Genomic DNA, 25,666 nt, shown 5'->3' with positions numbered 1-25,666 from the left:
GCAAGAGCAATCCTTTACTCACTCAGTTCCAAACGCGATTCCCCTGCTGCCGACGGTGCGACAGGCGCATCTTCACCTTTGAGATCTAGCCACAACTCACGGCAGTGAGTCACTAGGTGTACCTTACTAGAAAACTCACACTGACGTTGGTTGTGATGCATGGGAAAAAAATTAGAAGCTCTCTCCCGCATCCTCCGTAATGCACCCATCTTTCGAGGCATGGCGCGGGCAACTATTTCTTGCCCCGCACCGTGAACTACGAAAGGGGTTTTACCCGTGATGTCGTATGTCACTTTCATAAGTCGTCGCCAAAGGTCGTGCTCTTCGTCACCTAAGCGTTTCGCGCGCACTTGGAGGGGAAGCTTGTGATATTCAGTCCAAAGATTATCCGCCAAGCGTTCGATATTATCAAGCCGCTTGTTCACCACCTTCGCCTCGACAGCCTCCACCAAACTACCAGCGGTCAACCAGCTTGGGGACAAAAAATTACAATAGAAATCCAACTGGCCTTCTGTCCATTCAACTTCAGGGAAGTGCTCTATCAGCAAGTCTTTGGCAGTCTGGCTTTCTTGAGGCAACTGATCAGTCATGCCTTCGCCTCCAGCTTTAAAACGTTGTCCACTATTGCATCAGGGTTATTCCCCGCGACGATTGTCATCAACCGCAACTCCCAAGCCATCATCGCATCTCGGCGCTCACTATCAAAAGTGTGCTGATCGTATGTCGCAACAATTCCACGCTTGGTGTGGCCGATGGTCAATTCGGCAATGTGAGGGGCAATCTTACATGCTGAAAGTCCAGTACGCATGGTGCGGCGCAAGTCATGCGGCGTCCAATGTCCCCAGGTTTCATTATCCTTTACCCCCAAAGCTTCATGGGAGCGCTGAACGCCCCGTGGCAAGGCCGAATTGGTAATTGATGAGCCTCCTTTGGCCTCGAATATATAGCCACTCAGTGCGCCCTTCCTGCGGCCCTGCAGGCGTTCAAGTTCAGCCTTTGCAACAGTGATGATATTTAAGGCAGTGTCAGTCAGATATACTGTCTGTGTAGTGCTTGTTTTGCCCCTGCGACTTGCCGGAATAGTCCACAGCCGCCCACTTATTTCGTTCTCATGCATCCCCGCAACTTCACCGGGTCGCTGGCCCGTCACCAAAACCAATTTGAGCGCAAGGCCCGTCAGCAAATGTAACCCGCAGGATTCGACGTTCACCCACATGCTTTTAATTTCCTCAGCATCCAACACTCGTAAGCGTACGACGGGTTTAAGCGGATCACGCTTGCCCGCCACCTTAATTGAAGCCGGCTTCAATCCTGCAACAGGGTTAGCTCGGACTATGTCACGGTCGGTGGCGTAGTCTAGCAGCATACGCGCATAAGACAGCATCAGAGCGGCCTGACGCGGTGCGGTCGTTGCTTTAGCTTCTACCGCCTCAATCACATCGCGCCTGCGCACGTCCGTCACTTTCATCCTTCCAATGGCTTTGACAAGATCGCCACCGATCAGCGAACGAATGGCTTGCTCGCTCTTTAGGCCGCTCGCGTGAACATCAAGCCAATCTGATGCAAGGTCTGCGACTGTTGGCTCAATCCTGCGCGTCTTTTTTTCCTCTAAAGGGTCAATTGAACTTCGTCCCTGTTGCCGGACATTGGGGTACTTTACCCCAGTCCGTGAAAGGGGCACCAAATGGGACAACATCGACGCAATTATACAGACGAGTATAAGGCAGCTGCAGTTGAGCGGTTATATGAGCCTGGTGCGACGCAAGGCAGCGTTGCCAAGGAGCTTGGGATCACTGGGACGCAGCTGAAGACGTGGCGCTTGGAAATTGAGGCGTTTGGCTCAGTTGAAGCCAAACGGCGTCAGCAGGCGGATGCGGCTGAATTGCTCCGCCTTCGCAAAGACAACAAGCGGCTTGCTGAGGAAGTGGAGATTTTGCACAAAGCATCCGCTTTTTTCGCGGCGCGGGCGGTGAAACCATGACGAACAAGCGTGCTTTCGTCACCGCCCATAAAGCTCAATACGCGGTTTCAATATTATGCCGTCTTCTAGAGATATCCCGGGGCTGGTTCTACGGGTTCCCAGCCAGTCAGCCTGCACGTGATCAGCGTCAAGCTAATCGCGACGCTCGGGATCAGGCGTTGCTTCCCAAGATAAAAACCTTCTTCAAGGCCAGTAAGAAATGTTATGGATCAAAGCGTATTTACCAAGACTTACTGGCGGATAGTGAGGTCGTCTCCGAGCGCCGTGTTGCGAGAATAATGAAGGAACACAAGGTGTCCCCGCTTCTTCGCAAGCGTAGAAAGCCAATCACAACGGACAGCAATCATAAGCTGAAGCCATCCCCAAACTTGTTGGAACAGAAATTCCACAGCCAGACGCCTAATGCCGTTTGGCTGGCGGATATCACCTATATCGACACGGACGAAGGCTGGCTTTATCTGGCTGGCGTGAAGGACATAGCCACGCGTGAGATCGTCGGTTGGGCGATGGAGGATCACATGCGTGCGGAGCTTTGCTGCGCCGCCCTCGAGATGGCTCTGGGACGCAGAGGCCCGGTTCCGGGATTGATACACCACTCCGATAGGGGCGGCCAATATGCTGGCGGGGACTATCGCAAGCTGATCAAAAAGGCGAAACTCACTCAATCCATGAGCCGCAAGGGCCAATGCCTCGACAATGCGCCGATGGAAAGCTTCTTTGCTTCATTGAAAAAGGAGATGGTTCACCAGCGGCGCTTTAGAACACACGCTGAGGCCAAGGCCGCCATCTTCGAATACATTGAGGTCTTCTACAACCGCCAGCGCCGTCATTCAGGCGTCGGCTACAAAACGCCAAAACAGGCTTTCGAAGATATGACTTGGAAAATGGCAGCGTAGGGTCAATAAGCAAACTGTCCGGAAAACGGGACGAAGTTCAATGATCTGACAGACCCGTTGCAACACGCTTCAATCCAGACATGAAGGCAAAATACGAACATCTGATATCGACTGGGAAATGCAAGAAGCTGGCGATCACAGCAGTTATGCGAAAGCTGATTGTCACCGCAAATGCCCTTCTACGGGATCAGCGAAAATGGGGCGAATATCCAGCTTGACCAATACGGATACTCATGGTTTGCAAACAAACCACTGCCGGGCAGCGGGAACATAAGACCGCATCTGACAAAAATAAATCGCATCAGAAATGTCTTGCTAAGCAGGAGCCATCCACACAGAACAAAGTGAGCTTTCGCTGCGGGCGCACCAATGGCCGGATCCAGAATAATTAAACTGATTGGCTGAAAGTCGAAGGTCGAAGGTCGAAGGTCGAAGGTCGAAGGTCGAAGGTCGACGACCAGAAACTCGGCTCTTAGTCGACCGTCAATCCAACTTTTTAACTGTGAAAATTTACATCAAAAATGTAAATCTCTTATCTTTTATCGGCGACGCATGGGTCTGGCCTGCAAACTTCCATCTGCAGGCCGTGACGGCGGTCGTCTACATCATGCCGCCCATTCCGCCCATGTCAGACATGCTGCTGCCACCAGCCTTGGACGGTTTGTCAGCTATCATCGCCTCAGTGGTAATCAGCAATCCCGCAACCGATGCGGCATATTCAAGTGCAATCCGAACGACTTTGGTCGGGTCGATGACACCGGCCTTCAACATATCGCCGTATTCCTCTGACTGCGCATCATAGCCAAACGTCTTACTCCTGTTCTCAACGATCTTTCCGGCAACAACCGATCCATCGACGCCGGCATTTTCTGCGATCTGGCGCAGGGGTGCATGAAGTGCCTTGCGAATTATGGCGATACCGGCCACCTGATCCGCGTTATCCCCTTTGAGATCTTCCAGAACCTTACCTGCATGCACCAATGCGACACCGCCACCTGGTACAACGCCCTCTTCAACAGCAGCACGGGTTGCGTTCAAGGCGTCATCGACGCGATCTTTGCGCTCTTTCACTTCGATCTCAGTGGCACCGCCAACTTTGATCACCGCAACGCCGCCTGCGAGCTTTGCAAGCCGTTCTTGCAGCTTTTCCTTGTCGTAATCAGAGGTGGTATCTTCAATTTGCGCGCGGATCTGAGTAACGCGTGCAGCGATTGCCGCCTTGTCACCGGACCCATCGATCACGGTTGTCGTGTCTTTGGTGATCGTGATCTTCTTAGCGTCGCCAAGCATGTCCATCGTGACATTCTCTAGTTTGATGCCCAGTTCTTCGGAAATCACCTGTCCGCCAGTGAGGATAGCAAGGTCTTGGAGCATCGCTTTACGGCGATCACCAAAACCGGGGGCTTTGACGCCAGCCACCTTCAGGCCACCGCGTAACTTGTTCACGACCAGCGTAGCAAGTGCTTCGCCGTCGATATCCTCCGCGATAACCAAAAGCTGTTTGTCCGCCTTCATGACCGCTTCAAGCAAGGGAACCATTGGTGCTAGAGATGACAGCTTTTTCTCATGAAGCAGAATGACACAATCTTCCAAGTCCGCTGTCATCTTGGCGGGATCTGTGACGAAGTATGGGCTGAGGTAGCCGCGATCGAACTGCATGCCCTCGACCACTTCGGTCTCTGTCTCTAGGCCCTTGTTCTCTTCAACCGTGATGACGCCTTCGTTGCCGACCTTCGCCATCGCGTCCGCAATTTGTTTACCGATTGCTGCTTCGCCATTGGCAGAGATAGTGCCAACTTTCGCGATCTCAGCCGTATCGCCCACAGGGCGAGACATTGCTTTAACCTCGGCCACAACTGCAGCCACAGCCTTGTCTATACCGCGCTTTAGGTCCATCGGGTTCATCCCGGCGGCGACCGCTTTCATTCCTTCTTTGACGATGGCTTGTGCCAGAACTGTCGCGGTAGTCGTGCCGTCACCGGCCTCATCATTGGTGCGCGATGCGACATCCTTGACCAGCTGTGCGCCCATATTCTCAAACGGGTCTGAGAGCTCGATTGCTTTGGCGACCGTGACACCATCCTTGGTGATACGCGGCGCGCCATAGGACTTGTCGATGACCACATTGCGGCCTTTGGGACCGAGTGTAACCTTTACGGCGTTGGCAAGAGTGTTGATGCCCCTAAGCATGCGGTCACGGGAGTCCGTGCTGAATTTGACGTCTTTTGCAGACATGTCGGTATTCCTAAGCTAAAAATATGGGATAATAGGTGCGAGGTTCAGGCCATGATGCCAAGAATGTCGCTCTCCTTCATAATCATCAGTTCTTCGCCGTCGATCTTAATTTCAGTACCGGACCACTTTCCGAACAGAATTTTATCGCCAGCTTTGACGTCCATAGCGATGCGTGCGCCTGCGTCGTCTTTTGCGCCAGCACCGACGGAAATAACTTCACCTTCTTGAGGTTTTTCTTTTGCGTTGTCGGGGATGATAAGGCCGCCTGCAGTCTTTTCGTCACCGTCGATGCGGCGAACCAAGACACGGTCATGTAGGGGGGTAAACGACATGGAAATGTTCCTTCTGAAGATTTCCGGGAATGGGTGGCATACTTAGAGACTAATTGGCACTCGCCACACCTGAGTGCCGATGTATGAGAATTGGGTACATCGAAATGCGGTTACAATGGGTCGCCGAATTTTATTTCTTCTTGGCGACTTATTAGAAAATTGCGCGCCCCAATGTCCAATCTGACAGTCTTACTTTACCTTCATCTCCGCTATCGCCACCCTGAGCTTAATGGCGTGTACAACTTTGGCACTGTGCTGGGTCGCGATCAGCGGCTAAAAAATTTCGCGGCGTGAAGGCGTTGTGTTGTCATCAGCATATGCTGCCTGTTAGACATCAGCGCCTATGGGTCCAAATAGGGTAATTTGATAAGTGGTCTTGTCGCGTTTACGTTCCGGTCTCTGAACTCATTTATGCGGCCTTTCTTTCGAATGCCAAGGTGCTTTTGCCGCCTAGTGATGAGTGGCGGCGGCGCGGGTTATAGAACCCACTGATATACTGGAAGATCGCGCCTTCTGCCTGACGGCGTGTGTCCCAACGGTTGCGCCAGATCAACTCTGCCTTGCCTTGCCCGGCAGGTGAATATTCATATTCACCGATAAGAGTGGATTTGAAGAACGTCTCAACCATCGAATTGTCATAGCAATTACCTTTCCCACTCATCCGCTGCCCGGCAGTGGTTTGTTTACATGCATGAGAGGGCGAGACCTTGAACCCATGCTTTGACAGCCGTAGCTGATACACGTTTGGAACTGTCTGACGTCAGCGCTTATGGGTCCCAATAGCCATATTTGATAGGAGAGAGTTGTTGGCTCATCGTAACCACTGAGGAGTGGAACATGAGACAGACAACTGGAATACGCAAAAGCCCTGGCGAGAAGCTCGTCAAAGATATCAAACGGGCTACCCGCAAGCATTATTCGTCGGAAGAGAAGATCAGGATCGTCTTGGACGGTCTGCGAGGTGAAGACAGTATTGCCGAACTGTGCCGTCGTGAGGGCCTTTCCCAAGGCATCTATTACAAATGGTCGAAGGACTTCATGGAGCTGGGAAGCGCCGACTGGCTGGAGACACCGCCCGTGCTGCCACGACTGACGAAGTCAAAGACCTGCGCCAAGAGGCCCGTGACCTGAAGGAGGTCGTGGCGGAACAAACGCTTGAACTCCGTTTGCTCAAAAAAAGCATGATAGGCCCCTCTCGGCAGATTGCTTTGAAATCGCCTGCCGGGCAATGGATGGGGCGACCACGAATGAGGTACCCGGCATCTGAGACGCTGGAGATCATCCGGCTTGTGGTAAGGATCGCATCTATCGGCACGTCTGACGTTAGCCAAGCTGGGTATTCCTCGCACCACATTCTATCGCTGGTACGACCGATACCTTCAACGCGGTGAGGCTGGGTTGCAGGATCAATCTCCCAAACCAAAACACGTTTGGAACCGCATTCCTGATGAGGTGCGGCGCAAAGTTGTGAAGCTGGCGCTGAAGGAGACCACCATACTACACGACTCTTGTGATTATGGGTGGAATTAGTATCCACGGTGAGACAGCGGCGTTTGGGTCTGACCTGAGCAGTTTACGGAGCTGATCGAAGCCAATTCGAAAGAATGACTTTGCAAAATATCCGTGTTTTTTCCGCTTCATTTCCCCGCCTCCAATAAGCTTTGTGGCGGTTTTAGATGCCCATGCAACCGCGAGCGCAACGAGACCTAAAAGAAGCTCAAGTTTTTGGGAGATGGTTAGTCGTGTGTCTTCAAGATTGAAGCCGCGTGTCTTTGTGTCGCCAAAGAGGCTCTCAATGGCCCATCTTTTCTTGTAGGTGGCGAGGGCCCGATGTGCGGGCCGGTTAGAGACGACGATCAAAAGCTCACCCCCTTGATGCGCTTTGCAGCAAAGCTAAACCACGTGGCCTCCCCCAAATTGTTGCCTCCAAATCGGGCATCAAAGTTGCGCTTACCGCGACAGGTGCGCAACAAGGTGCTTAGATTTTGCGTTTTCCCGTCCTGTGTGGTCACAAGTTGGTTTGCTTTGATACGGATGACAAATGGGACGTTGTTTTTATGAAGAAAATCCAACCATTGTGCTCCAATGAATTCCCGGTCCGCTAACAAGAACTTGATGGTGGAGACCTCAAACACCGACAGATAACGTTTCATCAAGGCAATGCGCTGAGCAGTATCGCTGTTCCCTGCACGCCCCAAAACGCTCCACATCAACGGAATACGGTGGCGGCGTGTGACAATGGCTAAGACCAAGAAGTTGACATGGCGTTAGCCAATTTTCCAATTTGTTCGGTCCAAGCATAAATGCCAGGTGGGGCCAGAACCAATCATTTTAACAAGCAAGGGGGCCGCCCAATCCGAGCCAAGATCAACATGCTGGAAAAAAGCGTTGTAGGCGACGGTAGGTGCTTTCAACCTTGCTATCGGTAGGAAACTCACAGGCCAGATGGCTCAAATTTACCGTCCGGGCATTCACCATTCCCATGATCAAGAGGCACATCGTTTCAAGGCGACTGTTGCTCAACTCTAAATGGGGGGATAACCTCTTCTTGAGGGTCGTCAGGGCTTTCGTGATCATCAGTGGAACCTTTTTTAGCGATAAGAGTCCGCTCCTAAATCACCTTCTGGCACCCTCAAACACCCTACTGTCGTGTAGTATGGGAGACCACATTGTTCACAAGCCGCGTTTGCTCAGCGACAACAGATCCAGCTATGTCTCAGGCGACTTGGCGGAATGGCTGCAAGATAAGAGAATGAAGCATTCTCGCGGCGCGCCCTACCACCTTCAAACCCCAGGCAAGATCGAACGTTGGCATCAAACTTTGAAGAACCGCATCTTGCTCGAAAACTACTTTCTGCCAGGTGATCTCGAAGCGCAGATCGAAGCCTTCGTCGATCACTACAACCATCGGCGCTTCCACGAGAGCCTGAACAACTTCACGCCATCTGACGGCTACTTCGGACGTGACAAAGCCATTCTGCAACAGCGCGAAAGGATCAAACGAAAGACGCCCGAAGCACGACGCTTGCATCATAGGCAACGCGCCGCATAATGAAACCAACCAGATGAGCCGAACTCTCTTTTAGTTTAAGCCGCCTTTGGACCCATAAACCTGACGACATACAGTAGGGGCAGGCCCCCTCCAAATCCGCCAAACGGCGCCACCTATCGGTTCCCACATCGAGACCCGCCGTACGAATCACCGCAAATTTTTTACTTTTTGCACCCATCCGCGGCACGCGCAATTGCACACGGTAGCCAGCAGCGCTAACACTACGCCATGGATATCTTAGACAAAATAAAAGCTTACAAACTCGACCATATCGCCGCTTGTAAACAGGCGCGCCCACTGGCCGAACTCGAAACCGCCGCCCGTGCCGCCTCGCCGACGCGCGGCTTTGCAGATCGCCTGATCGAAGCCAGTCGCCAAGGCTTTGGCCTAATAGCCGAGATCAAGAAGGCCAGCCCCTCCAAGGGTTTGATCCGCGCAGATTTCAACCCACCCGAACTGGCCGCAGCCTACGCCCTTGGCGGTGCCACTTGTTTAAGCGTGCTGACAGATGGTCCATCCTTCCAAGGTGCGGACGAGTTCCTGACCTCCGCACGCGACGCCGTCGAACTTCCCGCGTTGCGCAAAGATTTCATGTATGACACCTATCAAGTCACCGAAGCGCGCGCCCTTGGGGCCGACGCGATCCTGATCATCCTCGCCACGGTCAGCGACGCGCAAGCGGCTGAACTAGAAGCCGCAGCACTTGAGTGGGACATGGATGTCCTGCTTGAAGTCCATAACGCGGCAGAATTGGAACGCGCAAGCGCTCTCAAATCGCCGCTGATGGGCATCAACAATCGCAACCTCAACACGTTTGAGACCACTTTGGACACCACACGCACCCTGTCGCGTCTTGTTCCTGCGGATCGGACAATCGTGTGCGAAAGTGGGCTGAACACAGCCCAAGACCTCGCGGATATGGCACGATATGGCGCGCGCAGTTTTCTGATCGGGGAAAGCCTGATGCGCCAAGACGATGTGGCCGCCGCCACCCGCCGGCTGCTGGCCAGCCCCAACATTATGGGCGGTATGTAGATGCCCCAAAAGACGCCAGACACGCTAAGCCATTTCGATGCGCAGGGACAGGCGCACATGGTTGATGTGTCCACCAAGGACATCACGTCGCGCATCGCAACGGCCGCCGCGTGGATCAAGATGTCACCTGAAACGCTGGCCCATGTCACCGCAGGCACCGCCAAAAAGGGTGATGTCCTTGATATCGCCCGCATCGCAGGTATTCAGGGCGCAAAAAAGACATCAGACCTCATCCCGCTGTGTCACCCATTGGCGATCACAAAGGTCGCGGTCGATCTGACGCCGGACCCCACGCTGCCCGGTGTGCGGATCGAAGCGACGGTTAAAACCACCGGGCAAACTGGCGTCGAAATGGAAGCCCTAACCGCGGCCTCAATCGCGGCCCTCACGGTCTACGACATGCTCAAGGCGGTGCAGAAAGACATGGAAATTGGCGGGCTGCATGTGACCTTGAAAGACGGCGGTAAATCCGGCCGATTTGAAGGATGATCACCGTTGAACAAGCGCAGGCGTTGTGCCTTGCGCTGGTCCAAACCGGACCTGTCGAAACGATCGCGCTCGCCGATGCCCATGGTCGCACTTTGGCAGAACCGCTACGGGCCAAACGTGACCAGCCACCGTTTTCCGCGTCGGCGATGGATGGATATGCGATACGCAGCCACGACGCAAAGATTGGTGCCACCCTCACGGTCATCGCAGAATCCGCGGCGGGACACGGTTGGGACGGCACTGTCAACGCTGATCAAGCTGTCCGCATTTTTACAGGAGCGCCGGTGCCAAACGGCGCGGACCAAGTCGTTATTCAGGAAAATGTGACCCGCACAGGTGAGACGATTACTCTTGGCCCCGACGCGATAGGTAACATTAATATTCGACCGCAAGGCCTTGATTTTAAAGAAACCTTCACGCTTAATGCACCTAGAAAATTGACGGCCTCCGACCTCGCCCTGATCGCGGCGATGAACCACGGATCGGTGCGCGTCACCCACCGCCCGAAGGTCGCCCTAATATCTACCGGCGATGAATTGTTGATGCCGGGGGGCGATCCTGCGCCCGATCAAATCATAGCGTCCAACATTTTTGCGCTTCAGGCCATGCTGATTGACGCTGGCGCAATCCCCAACGTCCTGCCCATCGCGCCAGACACGCCAGACGCCCTTGATGACATCCTGCAACAGGCCAGTGATTGGGGTGCGGACATCATCGTCACCATCGGTGGCGCGTCGGTGGGGGATCATGACCTCGTGGCACCTGCGTTGGACCGTTTCGGTGTGACCCGCAGCTTTCATAAAATTGCCATGCGTCCGGGTAAGCCGCTGATGGCAGGCGCTTTGGGCTCAACGGCCTTTCTCGGGTTACCTGGAAACCCGGTTTCTGCGGTGGTCTGTGGCCACCTGTTCTTGTTGCCGATGGTGCGCCGCGCACTTGGCCAATCTGACGTTTTGCCACGCGGTGTGTCCGCCCGACTTGATGCGCCCTTGCCCACAGGTGGCCCACGTGCGCATTACATGCGTGCGCACTTCAGCGAAGGTAAAAACGCCCGCATCGTCTCCGCGTTCGACAAGCAGGACAGTTCCATGCTGACCGTCTTGTCGCTAGCCAATTGCCTGCTGCTGCGCCCGATCGATGATACCGCAAAAGCGTCAGGCGATCCGGTCACCATCTACCCGATCTAGATAGAACATATTGACACAAAACGGGAACAAGGATAGAACATCACAAATCAATTGGTGTTGAGGGAGAGTGCATATGCTCACAAAGAAGCAACTTGATCTGTTAGAATTCATTCAGAAACGCGTGGCCCGCGATGGTGTCCCGCCGAGCTTTGATGAAATGAAAGAAGCCCTTGATTTACGGTCTAAATCTGGCATCCACCGCCTGATTACAGCGCTTGAGGAACGCGGTTTTATCCGCCGCCTCGCGCACCGTGCCCGCGCCCTTGAAATTGTGAAACTGCCCGAGGCGTTGCAAAACAAGCTTGATGCCGCGTCCGGATTCACCCCGCGCGTGATTGATGGCGATCGTCCCGACAGCCGCCCGCACGGCGCACAACCGCTTGAAACTGGTGGCGCGATTGAATTGCCCGTGATGGGCCGCATTGCTGCAGGTGTGCCGATCGCGGCGATTTCCGAAATCAGCCATAACGTTTCTGTGCCGGCCTCTATGGTTGGCAAAGGGGAACACTACGCCCTTGAAGTCAAAGGCGATTCGATGATCGACGCGGGCATCAATGACGGCGATGTCGTGGTGATCCGGGAGACATCGACAGCGGACAACGGCGACATCGTTGTGGCCTTGGTGGAAGACGCCGAAGCGACGCTGAAACGTTATCGGCGCAACGGCAGTGCCATAGCACTTGAGGCGGCGAACCCAGCTTACGAAACCCGCCTGTATCGCGATGATCAGGTCAAGGTTCAGGGCCGTTTGGTGGGCCTCATCCGCACCTACTAATCAGTTCAACGCTTGCGCGAGCAGGGTCATCAACGGCCGCTCGCGCCTGCGCACGGACGCGGTGTTCCAGATCCGATCCCCTGTGTGATCGCGCACGGAAATCAGCCGCAGTTTGCCCGTCTCGATCCATCCCGCCAGCGCACCCGTTTGGCGCAAGCGCACGATGTCGTACACCTCACAGCCCGCCAAGGCCCGCATTTCTTGGTTGGTAATCACGATATCAGCCCCACCGCAGCCCTCAATCGCCGCCAGCGCGGTGGCTCCGCGCAGGTTCAATACCCGCGTGCCTGCTACTGTCACGGACACCGTGCGGCCCTGTTCCAAAAATCCGTCCCGCTCATAGGCCACCCATTGCGCAACCGGTGCGCCGTCGTTTTCCAACCAACTTTCTGCGGCAAATGCTTCAACGCTTTCTTTGGACACAACCCGACCAGTTTCGGTCATCACGCCGATCAACGACCCCGACTCGGCGATCAACAGCGCCGGACGTTGCGCCAGATGCCATAGCGCAAACGCCAAAATCACCGGCGCGACACCTGCCCAACGGATCGACCCGCGCCATTGCACCACGAAGATCCCACCCAATGAGATCAGGGCCAAAATCTCTGGTCCCGGTGTCACAACATGGCGCAAGGCACCGTCCTGATCGGCGACAAAATGTGCCACGCCCAAAATCCAACGCAGGCCCAAATCCATCGCCCACAGCCCGACCATCTCCATTCCCAAGGGCGCGAGGACCGCGGCCAACACTGCCGCAGGCATCACCAGCGTCCCCATCAAAGGCACCGACATCAGGTTCGCAATCAGCCCAAGCTGCGCGATCTGGTTGAAATGGAACGCCGCGAAGGGGGCTGTTGCCAACCCTGCCACAAGGGACGAAATAATTACAGCGCCGACGGATTTCGCCCATCGCGGCATGCGCGGCAAGTCCATTTGGCGCATCACACCAAACACCGCGACTAGGGCTGTCGTTGCCGCAAACGACATTTGAAATCCAGGGCCAAACAGCGCTTCTGGCCGCAATGTCAGCACGATTAGCGCTGCAATCGCGACGGCGCGCAACGTCAGGGCACGGCGATCAAACAATACCGCCACCAACATCACCGCGACCATAACAAACGCGCGTTCCGTCGATACATTGCCACCCGACAGGGCCAAATAGCCCGCCGCCACGATCAATGCGCCAATGGCGGCTATTTTCTTGGTCGGCCAATACAGCGCGGCCGTAGGCCACAGCGCGAACCCATAGCGCAGCGTCGCAAATATGAATGCGGCCAAAATGCCCATATGCATGCCGGAGATTGCAACTGAACGACTACCGGCTGACGCCGGTAGGTTCCCTTTTTGAATGTATACTCCCGCGCCTGAATTGACCTGAGGTTTTCCCCTCAAATCACTTTGTATTCCTTGAGCGATATGACGCGGAAGTTGTCGGTGACGGTGTCGCGGAACTCTGGCCATTTTTCTGGCAGGGTCTTGCGGAAGAAGTCGAAAATGGCCTCTGTGAATTGGTTGAACGTTGCATAGTGCCGATTGTGGGTGACCCATTTGTGCATAACACCCCAAAGACGCTCGATCGGGTTGAGGTGCGGGGCATATGCTGGCAAGAAATGCAACTTCACCCGACGTTCTGGGCTGTCCAGCCATGGCTGTAGTATCTTGGCATGATGATAGCGGGCATTGTCGACAAAGACGTGGATGGCCGTCTTGGTTTGGTTGTTGCGTTCCAACTTTTCCAGCATCTGTCGGGTTGTCTGGGCATTGATCTTCTCGCCTTCCACAAAGGTGAACTGGAAAGTCTCAAGGTCAAGCGCGCCCTGAATGTTGAGCCGCTTGCGCCCTGATGTCGCCTTCAGGGCCGTCTTTTGTCCCTTGGGGAACCAACCATGGGCGGGGCGGCTCTGGTGTTCGGGGTGGACAGCGTCCGAAAAGACAACCATCTCATCTGCGGCCAACCCGTTCATCAGGGCCTCATATTTGGCAATAAACGCAGCCTGCTTGGCTTCATCGGCCTGTGCAGGCAGCAATTGTGGTTTCTTATACGCGAACCCCAGGCGGCGCATCAGCTTGGCGGCTCCCGACGTGCTGTAGTTTTGGTCGCACTCGGCTAGAACATAGGCACAGACCTCATCGGCATTGCGGGCAGGCTGCGCGGTGAAATGGGCTCTCACCACCTGCTCTTGCACGACGGACAAATGACCCTGACGCTGGCTGTAGTCCTTCAGACCGAAAAACGATAGTCCCGCACCGGCAAAGGCAAATCGCCACTCCGTCAAAACTGTCGGGCCAATATCCAAAATCCGGCAAACCGTTCCGGCGTCTTCTCCTGCGTCCAAAAGAAGAAACGCGCGCGCCCGTTTCCAAACAAGGGCGTCAACTTTGCGGCGGCGGCAAAGCGCTTCAAGTGCTATGCGCTGCTCGTCGGATAAGGAGACTGTTTTGTATTGCTTGCTCATAAACTCAAAATACAGACTGAACCGCCTTTGGCCATGCGACGAAGTGAATCGCAGGCCCAAAATCGTCAGGTCAATTCAGGCGCAGGAGTATAATTCAAGATACTGAAGTATGACAGCGTCAGTGACATTGCCGCTGGTTGTTGAGAAAAATCCGCGAGCCCAAAACCGCTGGCCCCAGTACCGTTTGCGCAGTTCGGGAAACTCGCGCTGTATCTTATAAGACGAGCGTCCCTTGATCCGCATCATCACCTTTGACAAAGCTATCTGAGGCGGGACCGATATGAACATGTGGACGTGATCGGTCGACAATACGCCCGTCTCAATATGCACGCCAAGTTCTTGGCATGTTTGGATAATGGTTTCACGGATACGCTCACGCATTTCACCGCGCATAACTTTGTATCGGTATTTTGTTGTCCAGACGACGTGAAATCGGTGATAAAATTTGGTATGGCTTCCTGTGGAATAGATCATAATCTTCCCTTTCATTTTTAAGACCCTTACCGCTTCGCGGGGTCTTAAAAATGAGAGGGAAGATTATAGTACATTACGCTAAAGCGGACCGGCTGGAAGCCGGTGGCTTTAATCCCGTTTGTGGAAAGTAAATGCGCCAGATTGGACGCCCGCAGCGCCGCCAAACTGTCCTGCCCCATGCCGGATCGGTCCCCCGTCATGATCGCAGCGGCAAAGGCACCGGATTCGCCGTTCAATCGGTCCTGCACGCCGCGACTGATTGCGACCCTTTGGCGATAGACCCACAGACCCGCCGCGGCCTCGCTGGCCTCAGCGCCCAATAAAACAGGGGTGCGTGTATAGCCGACCGCGCCGAGCCCTTCAAACCATGCCATGCGTTGAAAATCGAAACCACCCGGTTCCACAGGGCCGGATGGCGGCGACAGATGCCCCGTCATCAAGACGACCTGCCCCGGTTCGGGCGTGATAAACCCCTGATCGCCATGCAACGAAATACGCACGGTTGCGGGCGTGCGGGCTGTGTCCATCCGCGCCAGCACAACACGATCAAGCGTCAGGCGCACGGCGTCTGATCCGGACCGGCATACTACACGAAAGTAGGGTGGTTGAGGGTGTCAGAAGGTGATTTAGGAGCGGACTCTTATCGCTAAAAAAGGTTCCACGGATGATCACGAAAGCCCTGACGACCCTCAAGAAGAGGTTATCCCCCCATTTAGAGTTGAGCAACAGTCGCCTTGAAACGATGTGCCTCTTGATCATGGGAATGGTGAATGCCCGGACGGTAAATTTGAGCCATCTGGCCTGTGAGTTTCCTACCGATAGCAAGGTTGAAAGCACCTACCGTCGCCTACAACGCTTTTTCCAGCATGTTGATCTTGGCTCGGATTGGGCGGCCCCCTTGCTTGTTAAAATGATTGGTTCTGGCCCCACCTGGCATTTATGCTTGGACCGAACAAATTGGAAAATTGGCCAACGCCATGTCAACTTCTTGGTCTTAGCCATTGTCACACGCCGCCACCGTATTCCGTTGATGTGGAGCGTTTTGGGGCGTGCAGGGAACAGCGATACTGCTCAGCGCATTGCCTTGATGAAACGTTATCTGTCGGTGTTTGAGGTCTCCACCATCAAGTTCTTGTTAGCGGACCGGGAATTCATTGGAGCACAATGGTTGGATTTTCGTAACTCCCAAGCACCCCAGCCGATAACGGGTTTTTGTCAGTTTTGATGTGAGTCTCCTTGGTTATTAGGCGCATGAATTTTCTGTTGTGGTCTGAATTTCGTGGCGCTGTGACGATTTCTCTGAATCATTGGTGGAATGGACCAAGTTACTGCTCTTGAACAACTCCTCGCCACGGCTCTGCGCAGGATCGCCGAGTTGGAAGCCGCGTTGGCGAGCATGGCGCAAGAGAATGCGGATCTGCGGCGTCAGTTGGCCAAGAACAGCAGTAATAGCAGCAAGCCGCCTTCGAGTGATGGGTTGAAGAAGCCGGTACCGCGTAGCCTGCGTGGTAAGTCCGGTAAGAAAAGTGGTGGTTAAGTTGGCCACCGAGGCGACACCCTACGTCAGACAGCAACGCCTGACTTTGTGGAGCGACATGAGGCTGAGGCCTGTGGCACCTGTCAGCATGGCTTGACGGCTGGGATGATCAAGGCGGTGGAGAGGCGTCAGGTTTATGACATACCGGTGCCGCGTCTGGAGGTCACAGAGCATCAGGCAGCGATTTATTGTTGTGGCCATTGCCGAGCCACGACGACAGCCACCTTTCCCGATGGCGTGAATGCACACGTGCAATACGGTAAGCGCATTCGGGCGGCGGCGGTCTACTGCAATGTTCAGCAGCTGATCCCCGAGGATCGGGTCTGCCAACTCCTGCGTGATTTGTTTGGTGCCACCAGCCTATGCGCGGCCAGCGTGACCAACTGGGTGAACGGCACAGCGCGTACCTTGGGTGGCGTCGTCGAACACATTCTGGCCCGGCTCAATGAAGGCGGCGTTCGGCATCTGGATGAGACCGGACTTCGTGTTGATGGTAAGCTGCACTGGCTGCACTCAATCAGCGATCTCGCCTTCACGCATTATCGCATCAGCGCCAAGCGCGGTGCTGTTCCATCCTTCCTGACCGGCGGGACAATTGTTCATGACCACTGGAAGTCCTATTACGCCCATATGAGTGGGGTGGACGCGCACGCCCTGTGCGGGGCGCATCATTTACGGGAACTCAAGGCCATCGAAGAAATCGAAAAGGAGCTGTGGGCGTGCGCGATGAGCGTGCTGCTCAACAGCGCCAATCAGCTCAAGTGCGCGGCTCAGGGGCGAGGCGAGACCGAACTCCCCACGTCGGTTCACCACGGCATCCTCACCAAATACATGGCTATCCTCACCGAGGGCCTCGCCTTCCATGAGCGACAAGACCCACTGGCTAGACGCACTGGTGCGCGAGGCCGAAAAGCCAGGCGGCCAGGCCATAACCTTCTGGTCCGCTTGCGCGACTACCGTGATGACGTCCTAAGGTTCCTTACGGACTTCACAGTTCCCTTCACCAACAATCAGGCCGAACGGGACCTGCGCATGATGAAGTTGCGCATGAAAATCTCGGGAACTTTCCGCACCCTCGAGGGCGCGCAGGTCTTCGCTGACATCAGATCCGTCATCTCGACGGTCAGAAAACACGGGGGCAATATCCTCGAAACACTCACCCTATCACCACAACAGATCATCGCTCGGCTCTAACGTCGCAAGGGCAACACAAAACCCGATATCCGATGGGGTCCTTGGGAGTTACGGATTTTCTTCATAAAAACAACGTCCCATTTGTCATCCGTATCAAAGCAAACCAACTTGTGACCACACAGGACGGGAAAACGCAAAATCTAAGCACCTTGTTGCGCACCTGTCGCGGTAAGCGCAACTTTGATGCCCGATTTGGAGGCAACAATTTGGGGGAGGCCACGTGGTTTAGCTTTGCTGCAAAGCGCATCAAGGGGGGTGAGCTTTTGATCGTCGTCTCTAACCGGCCCGCACATCGGGCCCTCGCCACCTACAAGAAAAGATGGGCCATTGAGAGCCTCTTTGGCGACACAAAGACACGCGGCTTCAATCTTGAAGACACACGACTGACCATCTCCAAAAAACTTGAGCTTCTTGTAGGGGGCGTTGCGCTCGCGGTTGCATGGGCATCTAAAACCGCCACAAAGCTTATTGGAGGCGGGAAAATGAAGCGGAAAAAACACGGATATTTTGCAAAGTCATTCTTTCGAATTGGCTTCGATCAGCTCCGTAAACTGCTCAGGTCAGACCCAAACGCCGCTGTCTCACCGTGGATACTAATTCCACACATAATCACAAGAGTCGTGTAGTATGCCGGACCGGTCAATTTCGATGATGCGCCCTTGAATGGGGCCATAATAGCGAAACCCCAACACCGGTTCCGCCACGATATTGGCCCGCAGTCCGGCCAAACCAAACCCGACCAGAAGCAGCGCCACGCCAACAACGATAATGCGCGCACCATCTGGCAAAAGCCGTTGCACAGCGATCCCGAACAGCCCGATCCCAAGTAGCATTACACAAGTGATCGCAGCGGGTTCGGTCTGCGCTGCAAAGTAGCCGCAAATGCCAAGACCCAGCAGAACAGGTGTCCAGCCGAACAGATGGCCCCGCTGGGCACCGAATTGTGTCCCAAGGTCGTGCAGCCTGCGCACTGGATATTCCCTCAAGTTGTTAGTATTGCCCGCCTAAGCCCACCAACATACCAAAATGGTGGTTAGCAAAAGGTTAATTTCCCATGTCCGAAACGCCCGTCGTCACCCGCTTTGCCCCCTCACCAACGGGTGCGCTGCACATCGGCGGCGCACGCACGGCGCTGTTCAACTGGCTTTATGCGCGCGGGCGTGGCGGCAAGTTCTTGCTGCGCATTGAAGACACCGACAAGGCGCGATCAACGGACGAAAACACCCAAGCGATCCTTGACGGGCTGACATGGCTGGGCCTGGATTGGGACGGTGCGCCAACATCGCAAGCCGCACAAGCTGATCGTCACGCAGAGGTCGCGCACCAGATGCTTGCAGATGGGCATGCCTACAAATGTTTCGCAACCCAAGACGAGATTGAGGCGTTCCGAGAGGATGCGCGCGCCAACAAGGTCTCGACCCTCTACCGCTCACCTTGGCGCGACGTGGCAGACCCCGACCACCCCGACCTGCCCTTTGTTGTGCGCCTCAAAGCTCCGCGCACCGGAGCGACAACCTTGCATGATGAGGTCCAAGGCGACGTCACATGGCAAAACGAGCAACTCGATGACATGATATTGCTGCGCTCTGACGGCTCGCCGGTCTATATGCTTGCGGTGGTGGTGGATGATCATGATATGGGAGTCACCCATGTGATCCGTGGTGACGATCACCTTGCAAATGCGTTTCGCCAGAACCTGATTTACGACGCCATGGGCTGGAGCAAACCCACACTCGCCCACATACCGCTTATTTTCGGGCCTGATGGCAAAAAGCTGTCCAAACGCCACGGCGCGACGGGTGCGTCCGAATATCAGGCTTTGGGCTATCCAGCGGCAGGCATGCGTAATTATTTGACCCGTTTAGGCTGGTCACATGGCGATGATGAATTTTTCAGCGATGCGCAGGCGCGTGACTGGTTTGATTTCGATGGCATCGGCAAAAGCCCCGCGCGATTTGATACCAAAAAGCTCGAAAACCTGTGTGGTCAGCATGTTGCAGTCGCAGAAAATGCTGCGCTGCTGCATGAACTTGAGGTGTTTCTGGTGGCAACGGACGCACCTGCGCTGACTGCAGCGCAATGTAACGGCATGTTGAAGGCCATGCCTAGCCTGAAAGAACGTGCGAAGACATTTCCAGAACTTCTTGATAAGGCACACTTTATCTTGACGTCGCGGCCTATATCCATTGATGAAAAGCCTGCCAAGTCGCTTGACGATGTACACAAAGGTATACTGGCAGAATTGACGCCGCAGCTGCAAACTGCTAGCTGGTCCAGAGAAGAACTTGAGGGGATCGTGGCCGCCCTCGCTGAGGCCCATGACACCAAACTCGGCAAACTGGCTGGCCCGCTTCGCGCGGCGCTCGCGGGTCGCGGTGTGTCCCCTTCGATTTTTGACATGATGTTGATCCTTGGACGCGAAGAAACTATCTCTCGTATTCAAGACGCCACCTGCTGAAACGCTTTTGTTACCTTTCTTGGGTAACGAAAAGTGAACCAGATAACCGCTGACGCTGCTTGGGACCCCCATGGGCGTGCCTTGAAAGGGAAAAAACATGGCTGAACAGAAAACCGCAACACTGACAATTGATGGCATTTCATATGAGCTGCCGATTCTTTCCCCAACCGCTGGGCCGAATGTCATAGATATTCGCAAACTCTACAGCCAAGCGGGCGTGTTCACCTACGATCCTGGCTTTACGTCGACAGCGGCCTGCGACAGCACGATTACCTTTATCGATGGCGACAAGGGCGAATTGCTGCACCGCGGCTACCCGATTGACCAGTTGGCCGAAAAATCCCATTATCTCGAAGTGTGTTTTGCACTGCTCTACGGCAATCTTCCATCTGCTGAAGAGTTGGAGAAATTTGAACGTCTCGTGACGAACCACACAATGATCCACGAACAGATGCACAACTTCTTCCGCGGGTTCCGTCGCGATGCGCATCCGATGGCGACGATGGTTGGCGTGGTTGGTGCAATGTCTGCTTTCTATCACGACAGCACGGACCCCAACGATCCACACCAGCGCGAAGTGGCGTCCATTCGTTTGGTAGCGAAAATGCCGACAATTGCAGCGATGGCGTATAAGTATTCAATCGGGCAACCGTTTGTGTACCCGCGCAACGACCTCGATTATGCGTCCAATTTCTTGCATATGTGTTTCAGCGTTCCCGCAGAAGAATACCACGTGAACCCGATCCTTGCGCGCGCGATGGACCGTATTTTCACGCTGCACGCGGATCATGAACAAAACGCATCTACGTCCACGGTGCGCCTTGCGTCCTCATCTGGCGCCAACCCGTTCGCCTGTATTGCCGCTGGCATCGCCTGTCTTTGGGGGCCTGCACATGGTGGCGCAAACCAAGCCTGCCTTGAGATGCTAAAAGAAATTGGCACGGTTGATCGAATACCTGAATTCATTGCCCGCGCCAAAGACAAGAACGACAACTACCGTTTGATGGGCTTTGGTCACCGCGTTTACAAAAACTTCGACCCGCGCGCGACGGTAATGAAAAAATCTGCTGACGAAGTGCTCGAACTGATGGGCGTCGAAGACAATCCACTGCTTCAGGTCGCGATGGAACTTGAAAAACAGGCACTCGCTGATCCCTACTTTGCAGAGAAAAAGCTATTCCCGAACGTTGACTTCTATTCCGGCATTATCCTTGAGGCGATGGGTTTCCCGACGTCAATGTTCACGCCGATCTTCGCATTGGCGCGCACCGTCGGCTGGGTTTCGCAGTGGAAAGAACAGCTTGATGATCCACAGCTGAAAATTGGGCGTCCCCGTCAGCTGTACATGGGTGAAGCGGCCATTGATTATGTGGATATCGAAGACCGTTAATTTGTCTAAATGACAGACCAAAGGGCCTCCAAGTTCATCTTGGGGGCCCTTATTGCTTGGGGGAGCTTATTTTATGATATTTACCGAACGACTGATCTTGCGCGGCCCACAGGCGGGCGATTTAGACGATATGTTTGCGATCTATTCAGATCCTCGCGCCATGCAGTACTGGTCAACCGCGCCCCATGAGAGCCGCGCAGTGACGAAACGAAGCCTTGAGTGGCGCCTTAACGACTGGCACAGCCGAAAAACCTACTTCCAGATCGAATTGGACGGACGGCTTATTGGCAACGCGGGCAATCACGTCGACAACGAAGTCGGCTTCATCCTGCACCCCGATCATTGGCGCAAAGGCATCATCACCGAAGCGATGGGTGCAATCATCCCCTTCCTATGGGCGAACACGGATCACACCGAACTGACCGCCGATGCAGACCCGCTCAACACCGCGTCAGTCGGGCTGCTCACGTCCCTTGGTTTTACCGAAACCCACCGCGCCAAAGGCACATTTTGCATCGACGGTGCTTAGACTCAAGTTTCAAATGCAACACTCAGAGCCCTTTGGGCATAGGATGTTGTGATGGACATACGAAGCAAGCACCTCAGCAGCGAGGACCGTGGCGTGATATTAGCCGAGCATAATAGGGGCAGCAGTCAGCGGTTGATCGGCCAGCTTTTGCATCGCCCGGCGAGCACGATCTGCCGTGAGCTGGCGCGAGGTCGGCAGGAAGACGGCAGCTATTGCCCGCAAGCGGCGCGGCAGGCCTATGATGCCCGGCGCGCGCGCTGCCGCCGCAAGCGCAAGCTTGTGGAGGGGAGCGATCTTTATCGTTTCGTTCATGGCAAGCTCGTACATCTGCACTGGTCGCCTGAGCAGATTGCGCAGAGACTGCGTCTCATGAAGCCTGATGATCCATCCGCCCATGTGAGCCATGAGACCATCTATGCCGCGATTTACGCGCAGCCACGTGGCGGGCTGAAGGCGGCGATGATCGAGGCGTTGCGTCAAGCGAAGCCTAAGCGTGGGCTCAAGCGCAGGACAGCGGCGGGCAGTGCTATGGTCCCGGAATCATTGCGCATTATCAATCGCCCTGAAGAGATCGAAGCACGACTGGTACCAGGCCATTGGGAGGGCGACCTCATCAAGGGCGCATTCAATCGCTCGTCAGTGGGGACCTTGGTCGAGCGCAAGACACGCTTTGTCATTCTTTGCAAAATGGATGGCAATGGGGCCGAGGCCGCGCTTGACAGCTTCACCCGCCAGATGAGACGACTACCCGCTGATTTGCGCAAGAGCATGACCTATGACCGTGGCTCCGAAATGGCCTGCCATCCGGAATTGGCGCGACGATTGAAAATTGATATCTAGTTCTGCGATCCGCATGCTCCCTGGCAGCGCGGCAGCAACGAGAACACCAACGGACTGCTGCGTCAGTTCATGCCCAAAGGAACTGACCTGAGCGGTGCAAGCCAAACATGGCTCAACGACGTTGCAAACCTGATGAACAACCGTCCAAGAAAAACCCTCGGATGGAGAACACCCGCTGAAGCTATGGCCGACGAAATCGTGGCCTTTAAATCAACCGTTGCACTTGATGTTTAAATCCAAGGTGTGTGGTCAGACAGCGTCTACCTCGCTCTGCCACGGCCTGCGTAAGTCCTATTTCGATTTTGGAAACAGTTTGTCTTACGAATTCAGAAGACTCTGTAAATTAAAAAGATATTATACTCCCGCGCCTGAATTGACCTGAGGTTTTCCCCTCAAATCACTTTGTATTCCTTGAGCGATATGACGCGGAAGTTGTCGGTGACGGTGTCGCGGAACTCTGGCTATTTTTCTCGCAGGGTCTTGCGGAAGAAGTCGAAAATAGCCTCTGTGAATTGGTTGAACGTTGCATAGTGCCGATTGTGGGTGACCCATTTGTGCATAACACCCCAAAGACGCTCGATCGGGTTGAGGTGCGGGGCATATGCTGGCAAGAAATGCAACTTCACCCGACGTGCTGGGCTGTCCAGCCATGGCTGTAGTATCTTGGCATGATGATAGCGGGCATTGTCGACAAAGACGTGGATGGCCGTCTTGGTTTGGTTGTTGCGTTCCAACTTTTCCAGCATCTGTCGGGTTGTCTGGGCATTGATCTTCTCGCCTTCCACAAAGGTGAACTGGAAAGTCTCAAGGTCAAGCGCGCCCTGAATGTTGAGCCGCTTGCGCCCTGATGTCGCCTTCAGGGCCGTCTTTTGTCCCTTGGGGAACCAACCATGGGCGGGGCGGCTCTGGTGTTCGGGGTGGACAGCGTCCGAAAAGACAACCATCTCATCTGCGGCCAACCCGTTCATCAGGGCCTCATATTTGGCAATAAACGCAGCCTGCTTGGCTTCATCGGCCTGTGCAGGCAGCAATTGTGGTTTCTTATACGCGAACCCCAGGCGGCGCATCAGCTTGGCGGCTCCCGACGTGCTGTAGTTTTGGTCGCACTCGGCTAGAACATAGGCACAGACTTCATCGGCATTGCGGGCAGGCTGCGCGGTGAAATGGGCTCTCACCGCCTGCTCTTGCACGACGGACAAATGACCCTGACGCTGGCTGTAGTCCTTCAGACCGAAAAACGATAGTCCCGCACCGGCAAAGGCAAATCGCCACTCCGTCAAAACTGTCGGGCCAATATCCAAAATCCGGCAAACCGTTCCGGCGTCTTCTCCTGCGTCCAAAAGAAGAAACGCGCGCGCCCGTTTCCAAACAAGGGCGTCAACTTTGCGGCGGCGGCAAAGCGCTTCAAGTGCTATACAAGGGCGTCAACTTTGCGGCGGCGGCAAAGCGCTTCAAGTGCTATACAAGGGCGTCAACTTTGCGGCGGCGGCAAAGCGCTTCAAGTGCTATGCGCTGCTCGTCGGATAAGGAGACTGTTTTGTATTGCTTGATCATAAACTCAAAATACAGACTGAACCGCCTTTGGCCATGCGACGAAGTGAATCGCAGGCCCAAAATCGTCAGGTCAATTCAGGCGCAGGAGTATAATTTATTTTTTACGAGTTACGTCATCAGGACAGAATTATGGAAATTCTTCTCGCACTATTAGTTGCATTGGGTCTTGGCGCGCTCATTTCAGGGGGCAGCGATGATGACCCTGACACCCCATCGACAGACAGTGATCCCGCTGTGGGCACCGATGGTGATGACACCGTTGTTCTGACAGGTGGCCCCGATTTTTACGATGGCGGCGCTGGAAATGACAGCATTGATGGACTTGCAGGGTTTGACACGATCGCGGGTGGAACCGGCAACGACATCATTGAAGGCGACTTGGGCAAGGACGAATTGTTTGGCGGTGCGGGCTATGACACACTTTCAGGCGGCGGATGGAATGACATCTTAAGCGGCGGGGGCGGCTTTGATGATCTGGACGGCGGATCGGGCAACTATCAACTTTCGGGTGGCGACGGTAAGGACCTGTTGGAAGGTGGCAGCGGCAACGACATCCTCAACGGCGATGCGTGGGTTGACGGGTTGTTTGGCGGCGATGGCAATGATGTTCTGAACGGCGGCAACGGCGGCGATCTGTTGGTTGGCGGCGCTGGCGACGACAGCTTGTTCGGCGGCAGTGGGGACGACCTGCTGTTGGGCAGCGCAGGCCAAGACTTTTTGGATGGCGGCGATGGTGACGACGTACTCATGGGATCGACGCTGTTCAGTCGCGAATTAACATCGGAAGATTATACAAGCCTACGAAGTGACACCTTACCAATCAACGAAGACGGTGATTCCATTTTCCCCGAATGGGGCCTCACTGGAACTGACGTCGCTAGTTCTGAAAATTTGGATGACACCTTGATAGGCGGCGATGGGAATGATCTCTTATTTCTTGGGCAGAATGACGTCGCGACGGGCGGAGCAGGTTTTGATGATTTTGTCATAGGAGACTGGATCGGACGCGGAAATGCCGCCCTTGTAACAGATTTCGACACCTCCGAAGACGTCATTGTGGTGATGCTGGCCGATGATAACGTAGATGCCGAAATCACAATAACAGATGCCGACCTGGAGTCTGGCAACGGCCGGTTGATTTTGATTGATGGAATTACCGCAGCCATCATCGTCGGGACATTTGATCCGGTCGACGGGCTCGGCGCCGATGTCTTCACGTCAATCTACACGCCCGCGTAACCCCGACGCGACA

24 protein-coding genes and 8 pseudogenes are annotated in these 25,666 nt (G+C 54.7%); 18 read left to right on the top strand and 14 right to left on the bottom strand.

Translation table 11 applies throughout. The annotated features are described in order from the left end of the window. Window positions 1–14: 14 nt before the first annotated feature. A complete protein-coding gene (locus OA238_RS06715) occupies window positions 15–590 on the bottom strand; it encodes a hypothetical protein (protein WP_044036427.1) in 576 nt (191 codons plus the stop codon). Then, a complete protein-coding gene (locus OA238_RS06710; RefSeq protein ID WP_245581522.1) occupies window positions 587–1,681 on the bottom strand; it encodes a tyrosine-type recombinase/integrase in 1,095 nt (364 codons plus the stop codon). The genes OA238_RS06715 and OA238_RS06710 overlap by 4 nt, the downstream gene beginning before the upstream one ends. A gap of 3 nt (window positions 1,682–1,684) precedes the next feature. Here OA238_RS06710 and OA238_RS06705 point away from each other — a divergent pair, with 3 nt between their 5' ends. From OA238_RS06705 to OA238_RS35430, 3 genes and pseudogenes are all read left to right on the top strand, one after another. Then, the gene (locus tag OA238_RS06705; RefSeq protein WP_044036426.1) at window positions 1,685–1,981 is read left to right on the top strand and encodes a transposase; all 297 of its coding nucleotides are present in this window, start codon (window positions 1,685–1,687) and stop codon (window positions 1,979–1,981) included. Beyond that, a complete protein-coding gene (locus OA238_RS06700) occupies window positions 1,978–2,877 on the top strand; it encodes an IS3 family transposase (protein WP_015494604.1) in 900 nt (299 codons plus the stop codon). Before OA238_RS06705 ends, OA238_RS06700 begins: the two co-directional genes overlap by 4 nt. A 56-nt stretch (window positions 2,878–2,933) precedes the next feature. Further along, window positions 2,934–3,095: pseudogene (locus tag OA238_RS35430) on the top strand (IS110 family transposase); the annotation flags it as partial. Between the two features lie 382 nt (window positions 3,096–3,477). On the opposite strand, the gene groL reads toward OA238_RS35430, so the two are convergent. The 3 genes and pseudogenes from groL to OA238_RS06685 all read right to left on the bottom strand — a co-directional run. Next, the gene (gene groL / locus OA238_RS06695; RefSeq protein WP_015494603.1) at window positions 3,478–5,112 is read right to left on the bottom strand and encodes a chaperonin GroEL; all 1,635 of its coding nucleotides are present in this window, start codon (window positions 5,110–5,112) and stop codon (window positions 3,478–3,480) included. 44 nt (window positions 5,113–5,156) lie between these two features. Continuing rightward, a complete protein-coding gene (locus tag OA238_RS06690) occupies window positions 5,157–5,444 on the bottom strand; it encodes a co-chaperone GroES (protein WP_015494602.1) in 288 nt (95 codons plus the stop codon). 409 nt (window positions 5,445–5,853) lie between these two features. Next, a pseudogene (locus tag OA238_RS06685) lies at window positions 5,854–6,183 on the bottom strand (hypothetical protein); the annotation flags it as partial. A 98-nt stretch (window positions 6,184–6,281) separates the two neighbouring features. Between OA238_RS06685 and OA238_RS33570 the strand changes: the two are divergent. Further along, a pseudogene (locus OA238_RS33570) lies at window positions 6,282–6,941 on the top strand (transposase); the annotation flags it as partial. Here OA238_RS33570 and OA238_RS34440 read toward each other — a convergent pair. The 3 genes from OA238_RS34440 to OA238_RS33565 form a co-directional block, all read right to left on the bottom strand. Beyond that, window positions 6,942–7,304, bottom strand: a complete 363-nt coding sequence (locus tag OA238_RS34440; RefSeq protein ID WP_015494600.1) for a transposase — start codon at window positions 7,302–7,304, stop codon at window positions 6,942–6,944. Next, window positions 7,301–7,696 carry a transposase gene (locus OA238_RS34435; RefSeq protein ID WP_015494599.1) on the bottom strand — a complete coding sequence of 132 codons (396 nt, stop codon included), beginning with the start codon at window positions 7,694–7,696 and terminating at the stop codon, window positions 7,301–7,303. The genes OA238_RS34440 and OA238_RS34435 overlap by 4 nt, the downstream gene beginning before the upstream one ends. Before the next feature lie 115 nt (window positions 7,697–7,811). After that, window positions 7,812–8,021 (bottom strand): hypothetical protein, encoded by a 210-nt coding sequence (locus tag OA238_RS33565; protein WP_245581456.1) that lies wholly within the window; start codon window positions 8,019–8,021, stop codon window positions 7,812–7,814. Window positions 8,022–8,112: 91 nt separating this feature from the next. On the opposite strand from OA238_RS33565, the pseudogene OA238_RS06670 reads away from it, so the two are divergent. The 5 genes and pseudogenes from OA238_RS06670 to lexA all read left to right on the top strand — a co-directional run. Continuing rightward, window positions 8,113–8,496 (top strand): annotated as a pseudogene (locus OA238_RS06670) (integrase core domain-containing protein); the annotation flags it as partial. A gap of 228 nt (window positions 8,497–8,724) precedes the next feature. Next, window positions 8,725–9,531 carry an indole-3-glycerol phosphate synthase TrpC gene (trpC, locus tag OA238_RS06665; protein WP_015494597.1) on the top strand — a complete coding sequence of 269 codons (807 nt, stop codon included), beginning with the start codon at window positions 8,725–8,727 and terminating at the stop codon, window positions 9,529–9,531. Further along, the gene (gene moaC, locus OA238_RS06660; protein WP_015494596.1) at window positions 9,532–10,020 is read left to right on the top strand and encodes a cyclic pyranopterin monophosphate synthase MoaC; all 489 of its coding nucleotides are present in this window, start codon (window positions 9,532–9,534) and stop codon (window positions 10,018–10,020) included. It abuts the gene before it with no gap. Beyond that, on the top strand, window positions 10,017–11,207 hold the full coding sequence (locus OA238_RS06655; RefSeq protein ID WP_015494595.1) for a molybdopterin molybdotransferase MoeA: 1,191 nt from the start codon (window positions 10,017–10,019) through the stop codon (window positions 11,205–11,207). Before moaC ends, OA238_RS06655 begins: the two co-directional genes overlap by 4 nt. Window positions 11,208–11,280: 73 nt before the next feature. After that, window positions 11,281–11,982, top strand: coding sequence for a transcriptional repressor LexA (gene lexA, locus OA238_RS06650; RefSeq protein ID WP_015494594.1), 702 nt, complete (start codon window positions 11,281–11,283; stop codon window positions 11,980–11,982). Here the strand turns inward: lexA and OA238_RS06645 are convergent, their stop codons facing one another. The 4 genes and pseudogenes from OA238_RS06645 to OA238_RS06630 form a co-directional block, all read right to left on the bottom strand. Then, window positions 11,983–13,443 (bottom strand): ComEC/Rec2 family competence protein, encoded by a 1,461-nt coding sequence (locus OA238_RS06645; protein WP_275450494.1) that lies wholly within the window; start codon window positions 13,441–13,443, stop codon window positions 11,983–11,985. Continuing rightward, window positions 13,371–14,438: an IS630 family transposase gene (locus tag OA238_RS06640; RefSeq protein WP_015494593.1), complete on the bottom strand. Its 1,068-nt coding sequence runs from the start codon at window positions 14,436–14,438 to the stop codon at window positions 13,371–13,373. Before OA238_RS06640 ends, OA238_RS06645 begins: the two co-directional genes overlap by 73 nt. Before the next feature lie 75 nt (window positions 14,439–14,513). Continuing rightward, window positions 14,514–14,912 carry an IS200/IS605 family transposase gene (gene tnpA, locus OA238_RS06635; RefSeq protein WP_015494592.1) on the bottom strand — a complete coding sequence of 133 codons (399 nt, stop codon included), beginning with the start codon at window positions 14,910–14,912 and terminating at the stop codon, window positions 14,514–14,516. Between the two features lie 110 nt (window positions 14,913–15,022). After that, window positions 15,023–15,493, bottom strand: a pseudogene (locus OA238_RS06630) (DUF4131 domain-containing protein); the annotation flags it as partial. 83 nt (window positions 15,494–15,576) lie between these two features. Here OA238_RS06630 and OA238_RS06625 point away from each other — a divergent pair. The 4 genes and pseudogenes from OA238_RS06625 to OA238_RS06615 all read left to right on the top strand — a co-directional run bounded on the left by OA238_RS06625 (window position 15,577) and on the right by OA238_RS06615 (window position 18,269). Continuing rightward, window positions 15,577–16,137 (top strand): hypothetical protein, encoded by a 561-nt coding sequence (locus OA238_RS06625; protein ID WP_245581454.1) that lies wholly within the window; start codon window positions 15,577–15,579, stop codon window positions 16,135–16,137. 90 nt (window positions 16,138–16,227) lie between these two features. Beyond that, the gene (locus OA238_RS33560; RefSeq protein WP_015495645.1) at window positions 16,228–16,449 is read left to right on the top strand and encodes a DUF6444 domain-containing protein; all 222 of its coding nucleotides are present in this window, start codon (window positions 16,228–16,230) and stop codon (window positions 16,447–16,449) included. 15 nt (window positions 16,450–16,464) lie between these two features. After that, window positions 16,465–17,643, top strand: a pseudogene (gene tnpC / locus OA238_RS06620) (IS66 family transposase); the annotation flags it as partial. Between the two features lie 32 nt (window positions 17,644–17,675). Next, window positions 17,676–18,269: a transposase gene (locus tag OA238_RS06615; RefSeq protein WP_044036423.1), complete on the top strand. Its 594-nt coding sequence runs from the start codon at window positions 17,676–17,678 to the stop codon at window positions 18,267–18,269. Here OA238_RS06615 and OA238_RS06610 read toward each other — a convergent pair. Next, window positions 18,237–18,629 (bottom strand): hypothetical protein, encoded by a 393-nt coding sequence (locus tag OA238_RS06610; protein WP_187293156.1) that lies wholly within the window; start codon window positions 18,627–18,629, stop codon window positions 18,237–18,239. The two genes, OA238_RS06615 and OA238_RS06610, sit on opposite strands and share 33 nt — an antisense overlap. 68 nt (window positions 18,630–18,697) lie before the next feature. On the opposite strand from OA238_RS06610, the gene gltX reads away from it, so the two are divergent. The 4 genes and pseudogenes from gltX (at window position 18,698) to OA238_RS29830 (ending at window position 23,094) form a co-directional block, all read left to right on the top strand. Then, window positions 18,698–20,101 carry a glutamate--tRNA ligase gene (gene gltX, locus OA238_RS06605; RefSeq protein WP_015494590.1) on the top strand — a complete coding sequence of 468 codons (1,404 nt, stop codon included), beginning with the start codon at window positions 18,698–18,700 and terminating at the stop codon, window positions 20,099–20,101. A gap of 97 nt (window positions 20,102–20,198) precedes the next feature. Continuing rightward, window positions 20,199–21,491, top strand: coding sequence for a citrate synthase (locus tag OA238_RS06600; protein WP_015494589.1), 1,293 nt, complete (start codon window positions 20,199–20,201; stop codon window positions 21,489–21,491). A gap of 73 nt (window positions 21,492–21,564) precedes the next feature. Next, window positions 21,565–22,020 (top strand): GNAT family N-acetyltransferase, encoded by a 456-nt coding sequence (locus OA238_RS06595; RefSeq protein WP_015494588.1) that lies wholly within the window; start codon window positions 21,565–21,567, stop codon window positions 22,018–22,020. A gap of 51 nt (window positions 22,021–22,071) precedes the next feature. Further along, window positions 22,072–23,094 (top strand): annotated as a pseudogene (locus OA238_RS29830) (IS30 family transposase). Between the two features lie 158 nt (window positions 23,095–23,252). Here the strand turns inward: OA238_RS29830 and OA238_RS06585 are convergent. Next, window positions 23,253–24,275: pseudogene (locus OA238_RS06585) on the bottom strand (IS630 family transposase). A 268-nt stretch (window positions 24,276–24,543) separates the two neighbouring features. Here OA238_RS06585 and OA238_RS06580 point away from each other — a divergent pair. After that, window positions 24,544–25,653 carry a calcium-binding protein gene (locus OA238_RS06580; RefSeq protein ID WP_015494586.1) on the top strand — a complete coding sequence of 370 codons (1,110 nt, stop codon included), beginning with the start codon at window positions 24,544–24,546 and terminating at the stop codon, window positions 25,651–25,653. Window positions 25,654–25,666 lie beyond the last annotated feature (13 nt).

Origin of the sequence: Octadecabacter arcticus 238, assembly GCF_000155735.2 — a bacterium.
GTDB lineage: Bacteria > Pseudomonadota > Alphaproteobacteria > Rhodobacterales > Rhodobacteraceae > Octadecabacter > Octadecabacter arcticus.
This window is presented reverse-complemented; position numbering and strand designations above follow the sequence as displayed.